The following is a 14786-nucleotide window of genomic DNA, read 5'->3' on the forward strand; positions in this document are numbered from 1 at the left end:
TTGCCCAGGGGGTCGTGGGTGACGAAGGGGTCTTCGGTGGTCCAGTCGTCGTAGTAGGAGGAGCCGAGCAGGATGCGCAGGCCGAGGTTGATGTCGATGAGGTTGTTGGTGACGAGTTGGCCGTCGACGATGATGCCGGGGGTGACGTGCATGGCCTTGCCCCAGGTGTTCATCGTCTGGTAGCGGTAGTCGACCACGTCGGGGTTTTGGAAGGCGCCCCAGCAGGCCAGCAGGGTGCGGCGGCGGCCGACCTCCTCGTAGCCGGGCAGGGCGGCGTAGAAGAAGTCGAAGACGTCGTCGTTGAGGGCGACGGCGCGTTTGACGAAGTCGATGATGCGCAGCAGGCGGGTGAGGTAGTCGGTGAAGAGGGTGGGGGTGGGCATGGTGCCCACGCCGCCGGGATAGAGGGTGGAGGGGTGGACGTGGCGGCCCTCCATCAGGCAGAACATCTCCCGGGTGGTGCGGGAGACCTTCAGGGCCTGTTTGTAGATCTCGCCCTCGAAGGGGTTGAAGGCGCGCATGATGTCGGCGATGGTGCGGTAGCCGTGGAGGTGGCCGCGGGGGGCCTCGGTGCGTTCGGCGCGGGCCAGGACGGTGGGGTTGGTGGCCTTGACCATGGCCTCGCAGAAGTCGACGAAGACGAGGTTGTCCTGGAAGATCGTGTGGTCGAACATGTACTCGGCGGCTTCGCCGAGGTTGGTGATGTGCTCGGCCAGGGGCGGGGGTTTGGCGCCGTAGGCCATCTGCTGGGCGTAGTGGGAGCAGGTGGTGTGGTTGTCGCCGCAGATGCCGCAGATGCGGGAGGTGATGAAGCCGGCGTCGCGGGGGTCCTTGCCGCGCATGAAGACGGAGTAGCCGCGGAAGAGGGAGGAGGTGGAGTGGCACTCGACGACTTCCTGGTTGGCGAAGTCGATCTTCGTGTAGATGCCCAGGTTGCCGATGATCCGGGTGATCGGATCCCAGGACATGTCCACGATCTGCGCGGGCCTGCGCCCCGCCGCACGAGCCTGAGTGGTCGTCATCTGAGTCGCTGTCCCTCGCTGTTGGTGGTCTGTGGGTGATCCGCCGCGACCGGAGGCTCGATCGCTTCGATCGGTTCGAGCTCGTCGGGCCGGAAGTAGTGGAAGCGGCCGTACCAGGTGTGCAGTTCGGCCGCGGGATCGTCGTCGAGGGTGACGGCGAGGTGCACACTGCCGTCCACGTCGTGGAAGACCCCGGCGACCCGCGCGGCGCGCCCGGCCAGGAACATGTCCTGGACGTCGGCGCCCCGCTCCCGAGGACGCAGCCGGACGCGGCTGCCGGCTCCCACGCGCACGCCGTCGACGAGCACCGTGTCGGTGGTGGGGGAGAGGCCGTCGTCACCGCCTTCCCGCCACCAGGAAGGCCGCTCGGCCGGCGTGACGGGAGTCAGTGACCGGATGGCGCCGTGCAGCCGGGAGAAGACCTCCGGGGGCATGGTGTCCACCCGGTCGAGGATCTCGGCGGCGCGCGGGTCGGTGGCCCGTGCCTCGCGCTTCTCCTCGTCGGTCAGGAGCATCGTCCGCAGCGTCAGGATCTCGTCGATCTCCCCGGCGTCGTACAGATCGCCCGGGCTCTCGGGCGCGATCTGGGGGTGGTCGGGAAGGATGATCGGCGCGGAGAGCAGCAGGGGCGCGGTGCCGCCGCCCCGCCCGGCCGGTGGTTCACCGCCGAGGACGGGGAAGACGAACGCGTTGCGGCAGCCCTGGACATGCTCCAGCAGGTCGGCCGGCGGATCGGTCAGCGAGACGAACTCCACGCCCGTGCCGCCGATGAGCGTGTGGGTGGCGATGAGCGCCTGGCGCAGTGCCTCGTCGCGGGCGGCGTACGGGTCCGCCGCCCGCCCCGTGTTCTCGGTGCGCACGCGGAGCCGGACCAGGCCGTCGTCGAGACGTTCGGCCGTGAGCGCGGTGCTCGCCCGGATCTCCTCGCGCCGCCGTACGATCCGCCCGGCGCCCTCGGGCAGCGGCTCGCTCTCCTCGCCGGCCGCCGCCCCCACCGGGACGCCGCACTCCCGCCGCAGCAGGTCGTCGAGGGGAACGACGAGGCCGGTCTCGCGCGGCACCGCCTCCTCGAACGTCAGGTGCGCCGTGCCGTCGCTGGTCCGCAGCGACTCGACGGCGCGGTGCCGGCCGTCGCGGCCGGCCTCCTCCACCTGTTTGTGCTGCATCTGCAGGTAGCGCACCTTCACCCGCAGGACGGCGTCCCGGTCGCGGACCCGCAGCAGGCACTCGGTCTGCTGGTACCAGGAGTCGGCGGAGCCGGCCACCCCGACCGTGACGGGGCCGTCGCGTTCCACCCAGTTCCGCGGCAGCAGCACGCCGAACTGCCACCGAACCCGGTTCTTGGCGGACGAGCGGCGGTAGGGGTAGAGCAGATAGCCCTCGTAGAGGACGGCGTCGGCCACCGCGCTCAACTGCTCGAAGGACGGCCCGCCGGGGCCGCCGGGCGCTGCGGCGTCGTCCACGGCGTCGGCGCCGCGCACGGCACCCTCGACCACGGCATCCGGCATTCGGCGCCTCCTTTCGATTCGCGTCGCAGGTGCGCCATTCCTTCCACCACGGACACACCGCTCACGCGCCCCCGGCCCCCTCCGGCCCAGTGCCGTTGGACCGTTCAGGGGAACCCGGGGGAGGACGGAACGCACGACGGAGGCGCCATGCAGACGTTCCTGCCGTACTCCGACTTCACCGAGTCCGCGCGCGTGCTGGACCGTCGCCGGCTGGGCAAGCAGCGGGTCGAGGCGGTGCAGGTGCTGCGCGCCCTGACGGTCCCCGGCTACGGCTGGCGCCGGCATCCGGCCGTACGCATGTGGGCCGGTTACGAGGAGGCGCTGGTGCGCTACGGGCTGGACGTCTGCCGGGTCTGGCGGGAGTACGGTCATCAGGACAGCTGCGCGGCCAGGCTCGTCGCCGACCTCGCGGCGGCCCGTCCCGGCACGGCGGTACGGAGCCAGGCCGAGCTGGCGGCCGTCGGCGAGCTGCCGCCCTGGCTCGGCGACGAGGCGCTGCACCGCAGCCACCGCTCGGCACTGGTGCGCAAGGACCCGGACCGGTACGCCCCGCTGTTCCCCGGGGTGCCGGACGACCTGCCCTACGTCTGGCCCGCGTCGGACCGCGAGCGGACCGCGAGCGGGCCATGAGCGGGCCATGAGCCGGGCCCGTCCGTCCGTCGGCGGGGTGACGGACGGACGGGCCCGGGCAGAGGCCCCGGCGGCGAGCCGGGGCCCGTGGTCTACCGCTGTCCGCTGTCGTCGCCCGTGCCCGGCTCCGCCATCCTGCGGTGGGCGGCGGCCTTGGCACTGTCGGGCAGCACCTTGTCGGCGATCCCCTGCGCCTTGGTCCTCAGCGAGCCGGTGACCGCCTTCTTGCGTCCCTTCATCACCGCGTCGAACGCCTGCGCGGCGACCTGGGCGGGGTCGTCCTTCTCACCGCTGCCGACCTTGGTGTCGCCCATGCCGGCGCGCCGGAAGAAGTCCGTGTCGGTCGGTCCGGGCAGGAAGGCGGTGACCGCCACGCCGGTGTCCTTCACCTCGTTCTGCAGGGCCTCGGCGAAGGACTGCACGAAGGACTTCGAGGCGTTGTAGACCGCCTGGAAGGGCCCCGGCATCATCGCGGCGACGGAGGAGGTGAACACCAGGTTCCCCTCGTCGCGCTCCACCATCTCCCGCAGCAGGGGCTTGGCGAGCCGGACCGTGGAGGCGACGTTCAGGTCGATGACGGAGAGGTCGTCGGCCAGGTCGGTGTCGACGAAGGCACCGCCCCGGCCCACGCCGGCGTTGAGGGCGGCCACGTCCACGTGGAGCCCCGTGGTGCTGGCGACCAGGTGGTCCACACCCGCCGGGTCCCTGAGGTCCGCGCGCACCGCCCGTACCTCGGCGCCCGTCTCCCGCAGGTGCCGCGCCGCCTCGTCGAGGCGCTCGTCCTCGGCGTTGATCAGCAGGTCGTAGCCGTGCTCGGCGAACTGCTTGGCGAGTTCGTAGCCGATTCCGCTCGAGGCCCCGGTCACCAGGGCGAGCGGCCTGTTGTCGTTCATGGGGACGGGGTAACCGCGCACACCGGTGCCAACCCTCCCTCCCGCGGACGTCCACGGCCGTTCGCAGCCGGGCATCCGGCATGAAACACCCTGGCCAGGGCACCGGGAAAGGGTGTGGTCCGGCACGGACGGACCACACGGCCGACGGTGTGGGAGAGCGCATGGGAGTGCTGGCCCGGCTGGACGGTTATCAGCGACAGCACCGCTGGGCGGGCTTTCCGCTGGCCGTGGCGTACAAGTTCTTCGACGACCAGGCCATTTACCTGGCCGCGCTGCTGACGTACTACGGCTTCCTCTCCCTGTTCCCGCTGCTGCTCATCCTCGTCGCGGTCCTCGGCTCCGTCCTCCACGGCGACCCTCACCTGCAGCACGCGGTGCTCAACTCGGCCCTGGGCGAGTTCCCGGTGATCGGCGACCAGCTCGGCCACAACATCCACTCCTTCCACGGCAGCGGTGTCGCGGTCGCGGTGGGCGTGATCGGCAGCCTCTACGGAGCACTGGGCATCGCCCAGGCCGTCCAGCACGCCCTGAACAAGATCTTCGCCGTGCCGCGGCACGCACGTCCCGACCCGCTGCGCTCGCGGCTGAAGGGGCTGAAGTTCCTGCTGGTGCTCGCGGTCGGCCTGGGCGTCACCACGGCGCTGTCCATCGCCGAGTCGGCGGCCAGCGTGTTCGGCACCCGGCTGGCCGTCGGCGTCCGCGTCGCCGCCGTGGTCCTGGCGGTGCTGCTGAACGCGGCGCTGCTGCTCGTCAGTTACCGCCTGCTGACCCGGCGCAGACTGCCGCTGCGCCTGCTGTACGGCACGGCGCTCGGCGGTGCCTGCGCCTGGCAGGCGCTGCAGTGGGGCGGCTCGTACTACGTCAGCCACGTGCTGAGGGGCACCACGGCGACGTACGGCCTGTTCGGCATCGTGCTCGGTCTGCTGGCCTGGATCTACCTCGGCGCGCTGGTGTACCTCGTCACGGCGGAGATCAGCGCGGTGCGGTGCATGCGGCTGTGGCCGCGCAGCCTGCTGAGCCCGTTCACCGACCGCGTCCACCTCAGCCCCGGCGACCAGCGGGCCTACCGGTCCTACGCGGCGACGGAGTCCTTCAAGGGCTTCGAGAAGATCACCGTGCACTTCGACCCGCCCCCGCACGCCGACCAGGACGGACAGCACGAGCAGTAGGCGCCGGGGCCGCCGGCGGCGTCCTCAGGCCGGCAGGCGGGGCACGCGAAGGGCCAGCAGGGCGACATCGTCGTCGTACGCGTCCTGGCGGCCGATCAGCGCGTCGCACAGCAGCTCCAGGGGAGCGGTGGCCAGGGCGGCGGCGTGGTCGGCCAGGTCCCGCAGGCCGGTGTCGATGTCCTGGTCCCGGCGCTCGACCAGACCGTCGGTGTACAGCAGCAGGGTGCTCTCCGGTGGGAGCAGGCGGACGTGGTCGGGGCGGGGCAGGGCCGGATCGACACCGATCGGGATGCCGTGCGCCTCGGGAGCCAGGCAGTGGACGGTGCCGTCGGCGGTGACCAGCAGCGGCGGCGGATGCCCGGCGTTGGTCCAGCACATGGCGTGCCCGGCGCCCGGCCGCTGTTCGATACGGGCCAGGAGCAGTGTGGCCGCCGGCGGGTCGCCGAACGCGGTCAGCGCCCGGTCGAGTCGGTCCACGATCAGGCTGGGCGGCCCGCACCGGTCGAAGGCCAGGACCCGCAGCATGTTGCGGATCTGCCCCATCTGCGGGGCCGCCTCCAGGTCGTGGCCGGTCACGTCGCCGACGACGACCAGGACCGTTCCGTCGGGAAGGCTGACGGCGTCGTACCAGTCCCCGCCGAGCCGGGGAAGGTCGGACGCGGGCTCGTAGCGGGCCTCCACCCGCAGGGGCGACAGGTCGGGCAGCACCGGCAGCAGACGGCGCTGGAACTGCTCGGCGGCCCGTTTCAGCTGCCCGTACAGGCGGGCGTTCTCGATGCTGACGCCCGCGGCGCTGGCCAGCGCGGTCAGCAGGGCCTCGTCGGCGTCGGTGAAGGGCGCTCCGTCCTTCTTGTCGGCCAGGTAGAGGTCGCCGTACACGACGCCGCGCACCGTCAGGGGGACTCCCAGCAGACTGGTCATGACCGGGTGGCCGGGCGGGAAGCCGACCGAGCGGGGGTCCGCGAGGATGTCGTCGACCCGCAGGGGCTCGCGCCCTGCGATCAGGCGGCCCAGCAGCCCGTGGCTCTGCGGGAGACCGGACTCGGCCAGCAGTTGCTCGGCGTCGACCCCGGCGGTGATCAGGTCGACGAACTCGCCGTTCTCCCCGAGCACGCCCAGGGCGCCGTAGCGCGCGCCGATGAGCTCGGTGCCCGCCTCCACCAGGTGCCGCAGGACGGAGCGGGTGTCCATGTCGGCGCTGATGGCCACCACCGTCCGGAGCAGGCGGTGCAGCCGGCGCCGCTCCAGGGACAGCTGCCGTACCTGGGCGCTGAGCTCCTCGAAGGCGTCGGCGCCCGGCGGCCGGCCGTTCTCCCCGGGCATGGCGGCCACCCACCCGGCGGCCTCCTGCGGTTCCGGCCACCGCGGATCGTCCGACATGGGGCACCTCCCGGCAGGGCCGACGCCCGGCCACCACCCGGGCCCCGGCAGGGCCACCCTACGCCGTCCGGGGGGCCGGCGGCTTCTCCTCGCCGGAGGGGCGCCGCCGGCCCGACGGTCCGTATCAGGGCTTCTTGACGACCGTGAGCAGGACCGCGGCGTCCTCGACGGCCTCCAGGCCGTGCCGGGCCCGGGGCACGATGAGCAGATCGCCCGCCATGCCCTCCCAGGAGTCGTCGCCGCTGTGCAGCCGTACCCGTCCGCGCAGCACCAGCACGGTCGCCTCACCGGGGTTGTCGTGCTCGGTCAGAGCCGTGCCGGCGCGCAGGGTGACGAGAGTCTGGCGCAGGGTGTGTTCATGGCCGCCGTGGACGGTCTCCGCGCTGCGGCCGGCCGGGGACTCCGCGGCCCGTTCGAGGTGCTCGCGCGCACGGGCGTCGAGAGAGATCTTCTGCATCGCTGTGACTCTTCCTCACCAGAAGTGCTGAGCAGGGCAGTTCCGTAGCGTACGCCGGTGCGCCGCCGTCCTCGGACGTGCGCCGCCCGGCCGGGCCGCCGCGCCGTGCCCGGCGGTCACGGCCGCCGCCCCTGCGGCGGCAGGCCGGCGATCAGCGGGTGGTCGCGTTCGATCAGCCCCAGCTTGGCCGCGCCGCCGGGGGAGCCGAGCTCGTCGAAGAACTCCGCGTTCGCCCGCGTGTACTCCTGCCACCCGGTCGGCACGTCCTCCTCGTAGAAGATCGCCTCCACGGGGCAGACCGGCTCGCACGCGCCGCAGTCCACGCATTCGTCCGGGTGGATGTAGAGGGTCCTGCGCCCTTCGTAGATGCAGTCCACCGGGCACTCCTCGACGCAGGCCCTGTCCTTCACGTCCACGCACGGCTGCGCGATCACATAGGTCATGAGCGCCCTCCTCCTGCGGGTCGACACCGGGGCGGGTGCCTCCTGCGCTGTTTCTACGAATAGCACATGTAATAATAGGCAAAACGCCGGGTGCTGGGCGTGGCGACGCAGGAGAAAAAGGGGAGAGCCGTGGCGCAGTCCTTCGAGGTCCACATCAGCAACACCGCGACCGATCCGGCCGTCCGGGCCGAGGCCGCGATCCTGGCCGCGCACCGGCGGCTGCTCGCCGGGCTGCGGCCCAAGACGGCGCTGCTGACCGAACTCCGCCTGGGCCACCTCGCCCGGGAACAGGCACGAGTGGCCGTGACCGACTACTGCACCGGCGAGGTGCGCCGCCACCTGGCCGCGACCGACCAGGCGCTGTACGCGCCCGCCGCGGGCGCCGCCGAGACCCGACTGCTGATCAAGGCCCTGCGCGCCACCTCGTCCGCCGTCGGCGCGCGGATCGACGCGCTCGCCTCGGCCGACGACGCGGACACCGCGGCGGCCGCCGCCCAGGACGTCGCCGGCCTGCTCACGGTCCACCTCTCCGTCGAAGAGACCGTGCTGCTCCCCGCGCTCGCCGCCCTGCCCGGCGCCGACCTGCCGCTGCTCGCCGCGGACTTCGAGACCCTGCTGGAGGGCGGCCGGCTCGAACAGCCCGCCGTCGTCGACGTCACCGCCATCCCGCACGGCAGGCGCCACCCGCGTGTCTTCGCCCGCTACGCCCGCCTCGAGCCAGGCGAGACCTTCACCCTCGTCAACAACCACGACCCCAAACCGCTGCGGCGCGAGTTCGAAGCCACCCACCCGGGCGCCTTCACCTGGGACTACCTGGAATCCGGGCCCCAGCGGTGGCAGGTGCGCATCGGGCGGAAGACCGACTCCGCCTGAACCTGCCGCCCCCGAGCGCCCGAGTGCGGTGGCAGCCGAAGCGGGGGTGAGCCCGGGCCGCACCGGGTACCCGGGCAGCCCGGACATGAGGACGACGAGGAGCGCGAGCATGGCTCCTGCGACACGGAGGACAGCAACGCCCGCACGGGAGGGCCGCCGGCTGCCGACCCGGAGCACCAAGCGGTACGACGCGGTTCCCGAACCCGACGGGGAACCGGACCTGTTGGGCCAGTACCTGCGCCAGATCGCGGCGACACCGCTGCTCGACGCGGACGGCGAAGTACGGCTGGCCCGGCGCATCGAGGCCGGCCTGCACGCCGTGGAGGAACTGCGGCGGGCCGAGGAGGACGGCCGTGAGCTCGCGCCGGAGCGCCGGCGGGAGCTGGAGGCCGCCGTGCGCGACGGCCAGGAGGCCAAGGACCACATGGTGCGGGCCAACCTCCGGCTCGTGGTGTCGATGGCCAAGCGGCACGCCCACCGGGGGCTGCCCCTGCTCGACGTCATCCAGGAGGGCAACCTGGGGCTCATCAGGGCGGTGGAGAAGTTCGACCACACCAAGGGCTTCAAGTTCTCCACGTACGCCACCTGGTGGATCCGGCAGGCGATCGAGCGGGGTCTCGCCACGCACGCGCGTGCGGTGCGGCTGCCGATGCACGTCGTGGAACAGCTGCAGAAACTCGCCAAGGTCGAGCGCAAGCTGCAACTCCGCCTCGGGCGGGAGCCGGCCGTCGAGGAGGTCGCCCGGGACAGCGGCATCGCCGAGGACAGGGTGGTCTGGCTGCGCCGCGTCGGCCGGCAGGTGATCAGCCTGGACACGCCGGTGGACGACACCGGCGAGACGGTGGTGGGCGACCTCATCCCCGACAGCGAGGTGCTGCGGGCCCCCGAGGTCGTCGAGTACCAGGCGCTCGCGGAGGAACTGCGGGAGGCCGTCGACATGCTCGCACCGCGCGAGGCCCTCATCCTCAGCCTGCGCTACGGCCTGCACGACGGGCGGCAGCGCACTCTCCAGGAGGTCGCGCAGCACGTGGGTCTGACCCGCGAACGCGTCCGTCAGCTGGAGAAGGAGTCCCTGGCACGGCTGAGGGAACAGGAGCCGGGCGAACGGCTCCTGGAGTGGGCGGGCTGACGCCCGCACCCGGACACGGGTGTGCGCCCGGCACGAGGGCCGGGCGCACATCCGCTCTCGCCGTGGGCCGCGAGGGCGGCCGTCACCAGCGGTACCAGCGGCCCCTCCGGCCGCCGCTGCCCTCCGCCCGTACGACGAAGCCGAGCAGCCACACCACCAGCACGATGACCGCGATCCACCACAGCGCCTTCAGAGCGAACCCGGCGCCGAAGAGGATCAGGGCGAGCAGAAGAACGAGCAGCAAGGGAACCATAGTTATCAACCTCCGAACCACCGTCTGCCCCCCTTTCCCAGGAAAACGCCCCGCGGAGCCGGTGTTTCCCTGCCCGAAGGAGGGGAACTCGATTCTGTTAGTCCGCGAGCCGACCCGGAGGCGGAGATGGCGGTGCGTCGTATCGGCCTGGTCGTCCATGGCGGGCGCGACGAGGCCGTGACCGCCGGGCAGGTGGTGCGTCAGTGGTGCGAGGAGCACGCCGTGAGCTGCGCGGACATCGACGTGTGGCGTGACGGGGAGCGGCGCAGCGCCGAGGAGGAGGTCGAGGCCGCGGGCGATCCCGATCTCGTCGTCACCCTGGGCGGGGACGGGACCTTTCTGCGCGGTGCCCGGCTGGCCGCCGTGAACGACGCCCTCGTCCTGGGGGTCGACCTCGGCCGGGTCGGCTTCCTCACCGAGGTGCCGGTCGCGGTCGTGCGCTCCGCGCTGGACGCCGTCGTCGAGGACCGCCTCACCGTGGAGAGCCGCATGCTGCTCACCCTGCGCGCCTCGCGTCGTCTGGAGGTGCCCGCCGGCATCGAGGAGCTGATGCGCTACGGCCGCCGCCCGATGCTGCCGCCGCCGCGGGTGCGTACCGACTGCGAGGCCGGCGGCGACTGGGGCATCGCGCTGCACGTCACCGCGCTGAACGACGTCGTACTGGAGAAACTGGCACGGGACCGGCAGATCTCCGTCGGCGTCTACCTCGCGGGCCGGCTCCTGGCGTCCTACTCGGCCGACGCGCTGCTGGTCGCCACCCCGACCGGCTCGACGGCCTACAGCTTCGCCGCCGGCGGTCCGGTCGTCTCGCCCCGCGTGGACGCCCTCGTCTTCACCCCGGTCGCCCCGCACATGGCGTTCGACCGGTCGGTCGTGGCCGCGCCGGACGAACCCGTCGCCCTGCGCGTCCTGGACCGCTCGGGCCAGGCCGCCGTGAGCATCGACGGCCAGCTGCGCGGGGTGCTCGACCCCGGCGACTGGATCGGCGTGTACGCGGCCCAGCGCCGGCTGCGGGCCGTCCGGCTGGGCCCGACGGACTTCTACGGCCGGCTGCGCGACCGCATGAACCTCACCGACGCCCCGGCCGCGGTCGCCGACGGGACCCCCGCCCCGCTCTGGCCGGTGACCACCCCGCGGCCCGGGGACCTCGCCCATCTGGCGATGCCTCCCCGACCCGGCGTGCCTCGCGGCGCGCCCGGGACCCGCGGCCTGCCCGAGTAGCGCCGCCCCGTCAGGGGCGGGTCCCACCGGGCAGGCGGTACGCGGCGAGGTCGTCCTCCAGCCGGCCGCCGCTGTAGTCGACCAGGTCGGCGTGCAGCCGCTCCAGGAGCTCACCGGGCGGAAGGCCGGTCCACGGGCGGACGCGCTCGGCCAGCGGGTAGAAGGTGCCGGCGGATGGGCCGCGCCGTCTCCACCGTGTCATTGCTCCAGGCAAGGGCATGTCAGCGGCGAGGGGACCGGTGAAGCGGACGATTCGGGGCAGACGGCGGAGTGATCTTCGCCGCCGCCCGAGGAGGGGGTCCCGCTCGCCATGACCACGCCTGCCCGCCGCATACGCCGGACCGACCGCCGACGCCCCTTCGACCTGCGCGCGACGACCCTGTTCTTCACCCTCGCCGCCCTCGTCCTGGCCGTCCTGGGCCTCACCGTCCGGGCGGCGGCCGCCGCGGCCGAGCGGCGCCCGGTCTGGGCGACCGTCCTGGGCCTCATCGCCGCGGCGGCCGTTGTCCTCGCGGTACGGCGCCGGCGGCGCGGGCCCCGCGCGAGGAGTGCCGCACGCCGGGCCGCCGCCGCACTCCAGGAGGGGACGAGAACCGCGCTCGACGCACTGGAGGCCCCACCGGCCCGGCCCGCGGCCCCGGCGGACCCCGGGCCGCCGGCCGCGGCGGTGGACGCCGTCGACTACGGCGCCCTGGCACCCGACGAGTTCGAGCAGGCCGTGGCCGCGCTGTGCGAACGCGACGGATGTGCGCGGGTCGAGGTGGTCGGCGGGGCCGGGGACCTCGGCGCCGACGTCCTGGCCGTGGCCCCGGACGGGCGGCGCGTGGTCATCCAGTGCAAGCGCTACGGCGACACCCACCGGGTCGGCTCCGAGGAACTCCAGCGCTTCGGCGGCACCTGCTACACCGTGCACGAGGCCGATGTCGCGGTCGTCGTCACCACCAGCGACTTCACCGCCCCGGCCGTCGAGTACGCCGAGCGGTGCGGGATCGTCTGCCTGGACCGGCAGGCCCTGCGGGCGTGGAGCGAGGGCACCGGGGCGGAGCCGTGGCGGCAGACCGGGCCGTCGTAGGAGGGACGTCCCGGCCGCCGCCCGGCTCGTCAGGACGCCGTGCAGGTCCCGACCGCCGGTGTGGTGTTGCTGCCGTTCTTCACGGCGGTGAAGCCGAAACTGGTCGAGGCGCCCGCCGCGAGACTGCCGTTGTAGGAGGCGGGGCGCACGGTCATGACGCTGCCGCTGCCGTCCCAGGTGGGAGTGCCGTTCCACAGGGTGGAGACCTTCTGCGGCGGGGTGAAGGTGAGCGTCACGGTCCAGCCGGTGATCGGGGCGGCGCCCGCCTTCACGACGACCTCGCCGTTGTAGCCGTCGTTCCAGTCCGAGGTCCTGGTGAAGACGGCCGTGCAGGTGGCCCCGGGGTTGCCGCCGCCGTTGTCCCCGCCCCCGCCGCTTCCCGAGCCGCCGAGCGCGGCCAGGACGGCGTCGTACGCCGGCTTCTTGGCGTAGTTGGAGTCGAACAACAGAGGGGTGCCGCTGCTGCGCCAGGAGTACTTGTCGGTGATCCCCCACACGGTGATGCCCGTGCAGCGGCTCACCGCCAGGCAGGCCTTGACGACGTTGCCGTAGTTGGTGGCCTGGGCGCTGCCGGAGCCCTCGATGTCCAGCTCGGTGATCTGCACGTCCACGCCGAGGTCGGCGAAGCGCTGCAGGTTGGCCTGGTAGTCGGAAGGGACGGGGGAGGCGGGGTTGAAGTGGGACTGGAAGCCCACGCAGTCGATCGGCACACCGCGGGACTTGAAGTCCTTGACCATGGCGTAGACCGCGTTGCTCTTCGCGTTGGCGCCGTCGGTGTTGTAGTCGTTGTAGCAGAGCTTGGCGTTCGGGTCGGCCGTGCGGGCGGTGCGGAAGGCCTCCTCGATGAAGCCGCTGCCGAGCTTGTCCTGGAACGGGGAACTGCGCCGCGCGCCGCTGGAGCCGTCCTGGAACGCCTCGTTGACCACGTCCCAGGAGTGGATCTTGCCCTTGTAGTGCTGCATGACCTGGGTGATGTGGTTGTTCATCGCCGACCGCAGGTCGGTCGCGGAGAGCCCGGAGACCCAGGAGGGGAGCTGGGAGTGCCACACCAGCGTGTGCCCGCGGACCTTCATCCCCTGGCTCTGCGCGTGGCTGACGATCTGGTCGGCGGCGCCGAAGGTGAAGGTGTTGCGGGTGCCCTCGGTGGCGTCCCACTTCATCTCGTTCTCCGGCGTCACCTGGTTGAACTCGCGGTCGAGCGTGGCGGCGTAGGCCGACTCGCCGAGGTGGTTCGCGGCCACGGCGGCACCGAAGTAGCGGCCCTTTCCGGCCGCGGCGGAGCCCAGGGTGTCGGCGGCCGCGGCATCGTGAGCCAGGGCCGTGACCGTGGCGGCGGCGAGCAGGGCGGACGCGAACGCCTGCGCTGCCCGCCGGACTGAGGGCATGGACATGCCATCTCCGTTCATTCGAAAGTTTCGATTCCAGGATCGAATTCGACGCGCAGGTTACGAACAGAGGCGGCCTCGGTCAACGGTTGGCGCATGCCGGCCGGGTGGATGGCCGAAGCTCGACCCCAGGCCGAGTGCAAGGGAGTTGGTCGTCGCCCCGACTGTTGACGCGACTGTGCGGCACCTCTAGCGTGACCCGACGCCTTCCCGAAACATGAGCGAAACTTTCGGACGTCCAAGGACGGTGACATGATCCGAAGAAGACCCGGGTTACGCCTGTTGCTGACGGCCCTGCTCGCCGGCGTGGCGCCCCTCCTCGCGGCCCTGCTGCTGGTCGCGCCGAGCGCCCGTGCCGCCTCCCTGACGGAGGTGACCGGGTTCGGCGCGAACCCCAGCAACCTGCGCATGTACGTGTACCGCCCGGACAGCGCCCCGGCCCGCCCCGCCGTGCTCGTGGCCGTGCACTACTGCACCGGCTCCGGGCCCGCCTTCCACTCGGGCACCGAGTTCGCCTCCCTGGCCGACCGGTACGGCTTCCTCGTCATCTACCCCTCGGCCACGCGCGACGGCGGCTGCTTCGACGTGTCCTCGCCGCAGGCGCTCAGACGCGGCGGCGGCAGCGACCCGGTCGGCATCATGTCCATGGTCACCTACGCCCAGCAGCACTACGGGGCCGACCCGGCGCGCGTCTTCGTCACCGGCGCCTCCTCGGGCGCGATGATGACCAACGTCCTGCTCGGCGACTACCCCGACGTCTTCAAGGCCGGCGCCGCCTTCATGGGCGTACCGTTCGGCTGCTTCGCCACGACCGACGGCTCGGGCTGGAACAGCGCCTGCGCGAACGGCACCGTGATCAGGACCCCCCAGCAGTGGGGCGACCTGGTGCGCGGCGCCCACCCCGGCTACAGCGGCCCGCGGCCCCGGATGCAGCTGTGGCACGGCACCGAGGACACCACCCTGCGCTACCCCAACTTCGGCGAAGAGATCAAACAGTGGACCGACGTCCTGGGGGTGGGCCAGACCCCGGCGTTCACCGACCACCCGCAGTCCACCTGGACCCGTACGCGCTACGGCGGCACGGGCACCCAGGCGCCCGTCGAAGCCATCAGCATCCAGGGCACCGGGCACACCCTGCCCACCGCCGGCATGGCCGCCCGCGCCATCTCCTTCTTCGGCCTGGACGGCACGGCCACCCCGCCGCCGACCGACCCGCCGCCCACCACACCGGCGGGCGCCTGCCGGGTGACGTACACGACCAGCGCCTGGAACACCGGACTCACCGCGTCGATCACGCTGACCAACACCGGCACCGCGCCGATCGACGGATGGGCGCTGAACTTCACCCTGC

Annotated in this window: 16 protein-coding genes; 7 read left to right on the plus strand and 9 right to left on the minus strand. The window is 72.5% G+C overall.

All coding sequences use genetic code 11. The annotated features are described in order from the left end of the window. A partial coding sequence (locus C1I97_RS15555) for a nickel-dependent hydrogenase large subunit (protein WP_181446739.1) occupies positions 1 to 1022 on the minus strand: 1022 nt, incomplete at its 3' end. Continuing rightward, positions 1019 to 2530 (minus strand): hypothetical protein, encoded by a 1512-nt coding sequence (locus tag C1I97_RS15560; protein ID WP_258382584.1) that lies wholly within the window; start codon positions 2528 to 2530, stop codon positions 1019 to 1021. The genes C1I97_RS15555 and C1I97_RS15560, both read right to left, overlap by 4 nt. A 147-nt stretch (positions 2531 to 2677) precedes the next feature. Here C1I97_RS15560 and C1I97_RS15565 point away from each other — a divergent pair, with 147 nt between their 5' ends. Next, positions 2678 to 3160: an MSMEG_6728 family protein gene (locus C1I97_RS15565; protein WP_111003810.1), complete on the plus strand. Its 483-nt coding sequence runs from the start codon at positions 2678 to 2680 to the stop codon at positions 3158 to 3160. Between the two features lie 92 nt (positions 3161 to 3252). Here the strand turns inward: C1I97_RS15565 and C1I97_RS15570 are convergent, their stop codons facing one another. Continuing rightward, on the minus strand, positions 3253 to 4053 hold the full coding sequence (locus C1I97_RS15570; RefSeq protein WP_111003811.1) for an SDR family NAD(P)-dependent oxidoreductase: 801 nt from the start codon (positions 4051 to 4053) through the stop codon (positions 3253 to 3255). A 161-nt stretch (positions 4054 to 4214) separates the two neighbouring features. Between C1I97_RS15570 and C1I97_RS15575 the strand changes: the two genes are divergently transcribed. Then, a complete protein-coding gene (locus C1I97_RS15575) occupies positions 4215 to 5222 on the plus strand; it encodes a YihY/virulence factor BrkB family protein (protein ID WP_111003812.1) in 1008 nt (335 codons plus the stop codon). Positions 5223 to 5246: 24 nt separating this feature from the next. On the opposite strand, the gene C1I97_RS15580 is transcribed toward C1I97_RS15575, so the two are convergent. The 3 genes from C1I97_RS15580 to fdxA form a co-directional block, all read right to left on the minus strand. Next, a complete protein-coding gene (locus C1I97_RS15580; protein WP_258382585.1) occupies positions 5247 to 6602 on the minus strand; it encodes a PP2C family protein-serine/threonine phosphatase in 1356 nt (451 codons plus the stop codon). Positions 6603 to 6726: 124 nt separating this feature from the next. Beyond that, positions 6727 to 7059, minus strand: coding sequence for a cupin domain-containing protein (locus C1I97_RS15585; RefSeq protein WP_111003813.1), 333 nt, complete (start codon positions 7057 to 7059; stop codon positions 6727 to 6729). A gap of 116 nt (positions 7060 to 7175) precedes the next feature. Continuing rightward, a complete protein-coding gene (gene fdxA / locus C1I97_RS15590) occupies positions 7176 to 7502 on the minus strand; it encodes a ferredoxin (protein WP_111003814.1) in 327 nt (108 codons plus the stop codon). A 129-nt stretch (positions 7503 to 7631) separates the two neighbouring features. Here fdxA and C1I97_RS15595 point away from each other — a divergent pair, with 129 nt between their 5' ends. Then, positions 7632 to 8375 carry a DUF2249 domain-containing protein gene (locus C1I97_RS15595; RefSeq protein WP_111003815.1) on the plus strand — a complete coding sequence of 248 codons (744 nt, stop codon included), beginning with the start codon at positions 7632 to 7634 and terminating at the stop codon, positions 8373 to 8375. Positions 8376 to 8484: 109 nt separating this feature from the next. Further along, the gene (locus C1I97_RS15600) at positions 8485 to 9504 is read left to right on the plus strand and encodes a sigma-70 family RNA polymerase sigma factor (RefSeq protein ID WP_111003816.1); all 1020 of its coding nucleotides are present in this window, start codon (positions 8485 to 8487) and stop codon (positions 9502 to 9504) included. A gap of 82 nt (positions 9505 to 9586) precedes the next feature. Here the strand turns inward: C1I97_RS15600 and C1I97_RS15605 are convergent, their stop codons facing one another. Continuing rightward, positions 9587 to 9757: a hydrophobic protein gene (locus C1I97_RS15605; protein ID WP_073946945.1), complete on the minus strand. Its 171-nt coding sequence runs from the start codon at positions 9755 to 9757 to the stop codon at positions 9587 to 9589. Between the two features lie 126 nt (positions 9758 to 9883). Between C1I97_RS15605 and C1I97_RS15610 the strand changes: the two genes are divergently transcribed. Beyond that, positions 9884 to 10978 (plus strand): NAD(+)/NADH kinase, encoded by a 1095-nt coding sequence (locus C1I97_RS15610; RefSeq protein WP_111003817.1) that lies wholly within the window; start codon positions 9884 to 9886, stop codon positions 10976 to 10978. A 10-nt stretch (positions 10979 to 10988) separates the two neighbouring features. Here the strand turns inward: C1I97_RS15610 and C1I97_RS15615 are convergent, their stop codons facing one another. Then, positions 10989 to 11180, minus strand: coding sequence for a hypothetical protein (locus C1I97_RS15615; RefSeq protein ID WP_258382586.1), 192 nt, complete (start codon positions 11178 to 11180; stop codon positions 10989 to 10991). A 108-nt stretch (positions 11181 to 11288) separates the two neighbouring features. On the opposite strand from C1I97_RS15615, the gene C1I97_RS15620 reads away from it, so the two are divergent. After that, positions 11289 to 12050 (plus strand): restriction endonuclease, encoded by a 762-nt coding sequence (locus tag C1I97_RS15620; protein WP_111003818.1) that lies wholly within the window; start codon positions 11289 to 11291, stop codon positions 12048 to 12050. A 29-nt stretch (positions 12051 to 12079) separates the two neighbouring features. Here C1I97_RS15620 and C1I97_RS15625 read toward each other — a convergent pair whose 3' ends face one another. Then, on the minus strand, positions 12080 to 13441 hold the full coding sequence (locus C1I97_RS15625) for an endo-1,4-beta-xylanase (RefSeq protein ID WP_111003819.1): 1362 nt from the start codon (positions 13439 to 13441) through the stop codon (positions 12080 to 12082). A 246-nt stretch (positions 13442 to 13687) separates the two neighbouring features. Between C1I97_RS15625 and C1I97_RS15630 the strand changes: the two genes are divergently transcribed. After that, the coding region (locus tag C1I97_RS15630) for an extracellular catalytic domain type 1 short-chain-length polyhydroxyalkanoate depolymerase (protein WP_111003822.1) at positions 13688 to 14786 on the plus strand (1099 nt) is incomplete at its 3' end.

It is taken from the genome of Streptomyces sp. NTH33 (assembly GCF_003236365.1).
Lineage (GTDB): Bacteria > Actinomycetota > Actinomycetes > Streptomycetales > Streptomycetaceae > Streptomyces.

Excerpts from the sequence above, each read along its gene's own strand:
- fdxA (WP_111003814.1), bottom strand. The coding sequence starts at position 7,502 with ATGACCTATGTGATCGCGCAGCCGTGCGTGGACGTGAAGGACAGGGCC.
- C1I97_RS15585 (WP_111003813.1), bottom strand. The coding sequence starts at position 7,059 with ATGCAGAAGATCTCTCTCGACGCCCGTGCGCGCGAGCACCTCGAACGG.
- C1I97_RS15570 (WP_111003811.1), bottom strand. The coding sequence starts at position 4,053 with ATGAACGACAACAGGCCGCTCGCCCTGGTGACCGGGGCCTCGAGCGGA.
- C1I97_RS15625 (WP_111003819.1), bottom strand. The coding sequence starts at position 13,441 with ATGTCCATGCCCTCAGTCCGGCGGGCAGCGCAGGCGTTCGCGTCCGCC.
- C1I97_RS15560 (WP_258382584.1), bottom strand. The coding sequence starts at position 2,530 with ATGCCGGATGCCGTGGTCGAGGGTGCCGTGCGCGGCGCCGACGCCGTG.
- C1I97_RS15615 (WP_258382586.1), bottom strand. The coding sequence starts at position 11,180 with ATGACACGGTGGAGACGGCGCGGCCCATCCGCCGGCACCTTCTACCCG.
- C1I97_RS15600 (WP_111003816.1), top strand. The coding sequence starts at position 8,485 with ATGGCTCCTGCGACACGGAGGACAGCAACGCCCGCACGGGAGGGCCGC.
- C1I97_RS15620 (WP_111003818.1), top strand. The coding sequence starts at position 11,289 with ATGACCACGCCTGCCCGCCGCATACGCCGGACCGACCGCCGACGCCCC.
- C1I97_RS15610 (WP_111003817.1), top strand. The coding sequence starts at position 9,884 with ATGGCGGTGCGTCGTATCGGCCTGGTCGTCCATGGCGGGCGCGACGAG.
- C1I97_RS15575 (WP_111003812.1), top strand. The coding sequence starts at position 4,215 with ATGGGAGTGCTGGCCCGGCTGGACGGTTATCAGCGACAGCACCGCTGG.
- C1I97_RS15580 (WP_258382585.1), bottom strand. The coding sequence starts at position 6,602 with ATGTCGGACGATCCGCGGTGGCCGGAACCGCAGGAGGCCGCCGGGTGG.
- C1I97_RS15605 (WP_073946945.1), bottom strand. The coding sequence starts at position 9,757 with ATGGTTCCCTTGCTGCTCGTTCTTCTGCTCGCCCTGATCCTCTTCGGC.
- C1I97_RS15565 (WP_111003810.1), top strand. The coding sequence starts at position 2,678 with ATGCAGACGTTCCTGCCGTACTCCGACTTCACCGAGTCCGCGCGCGTG.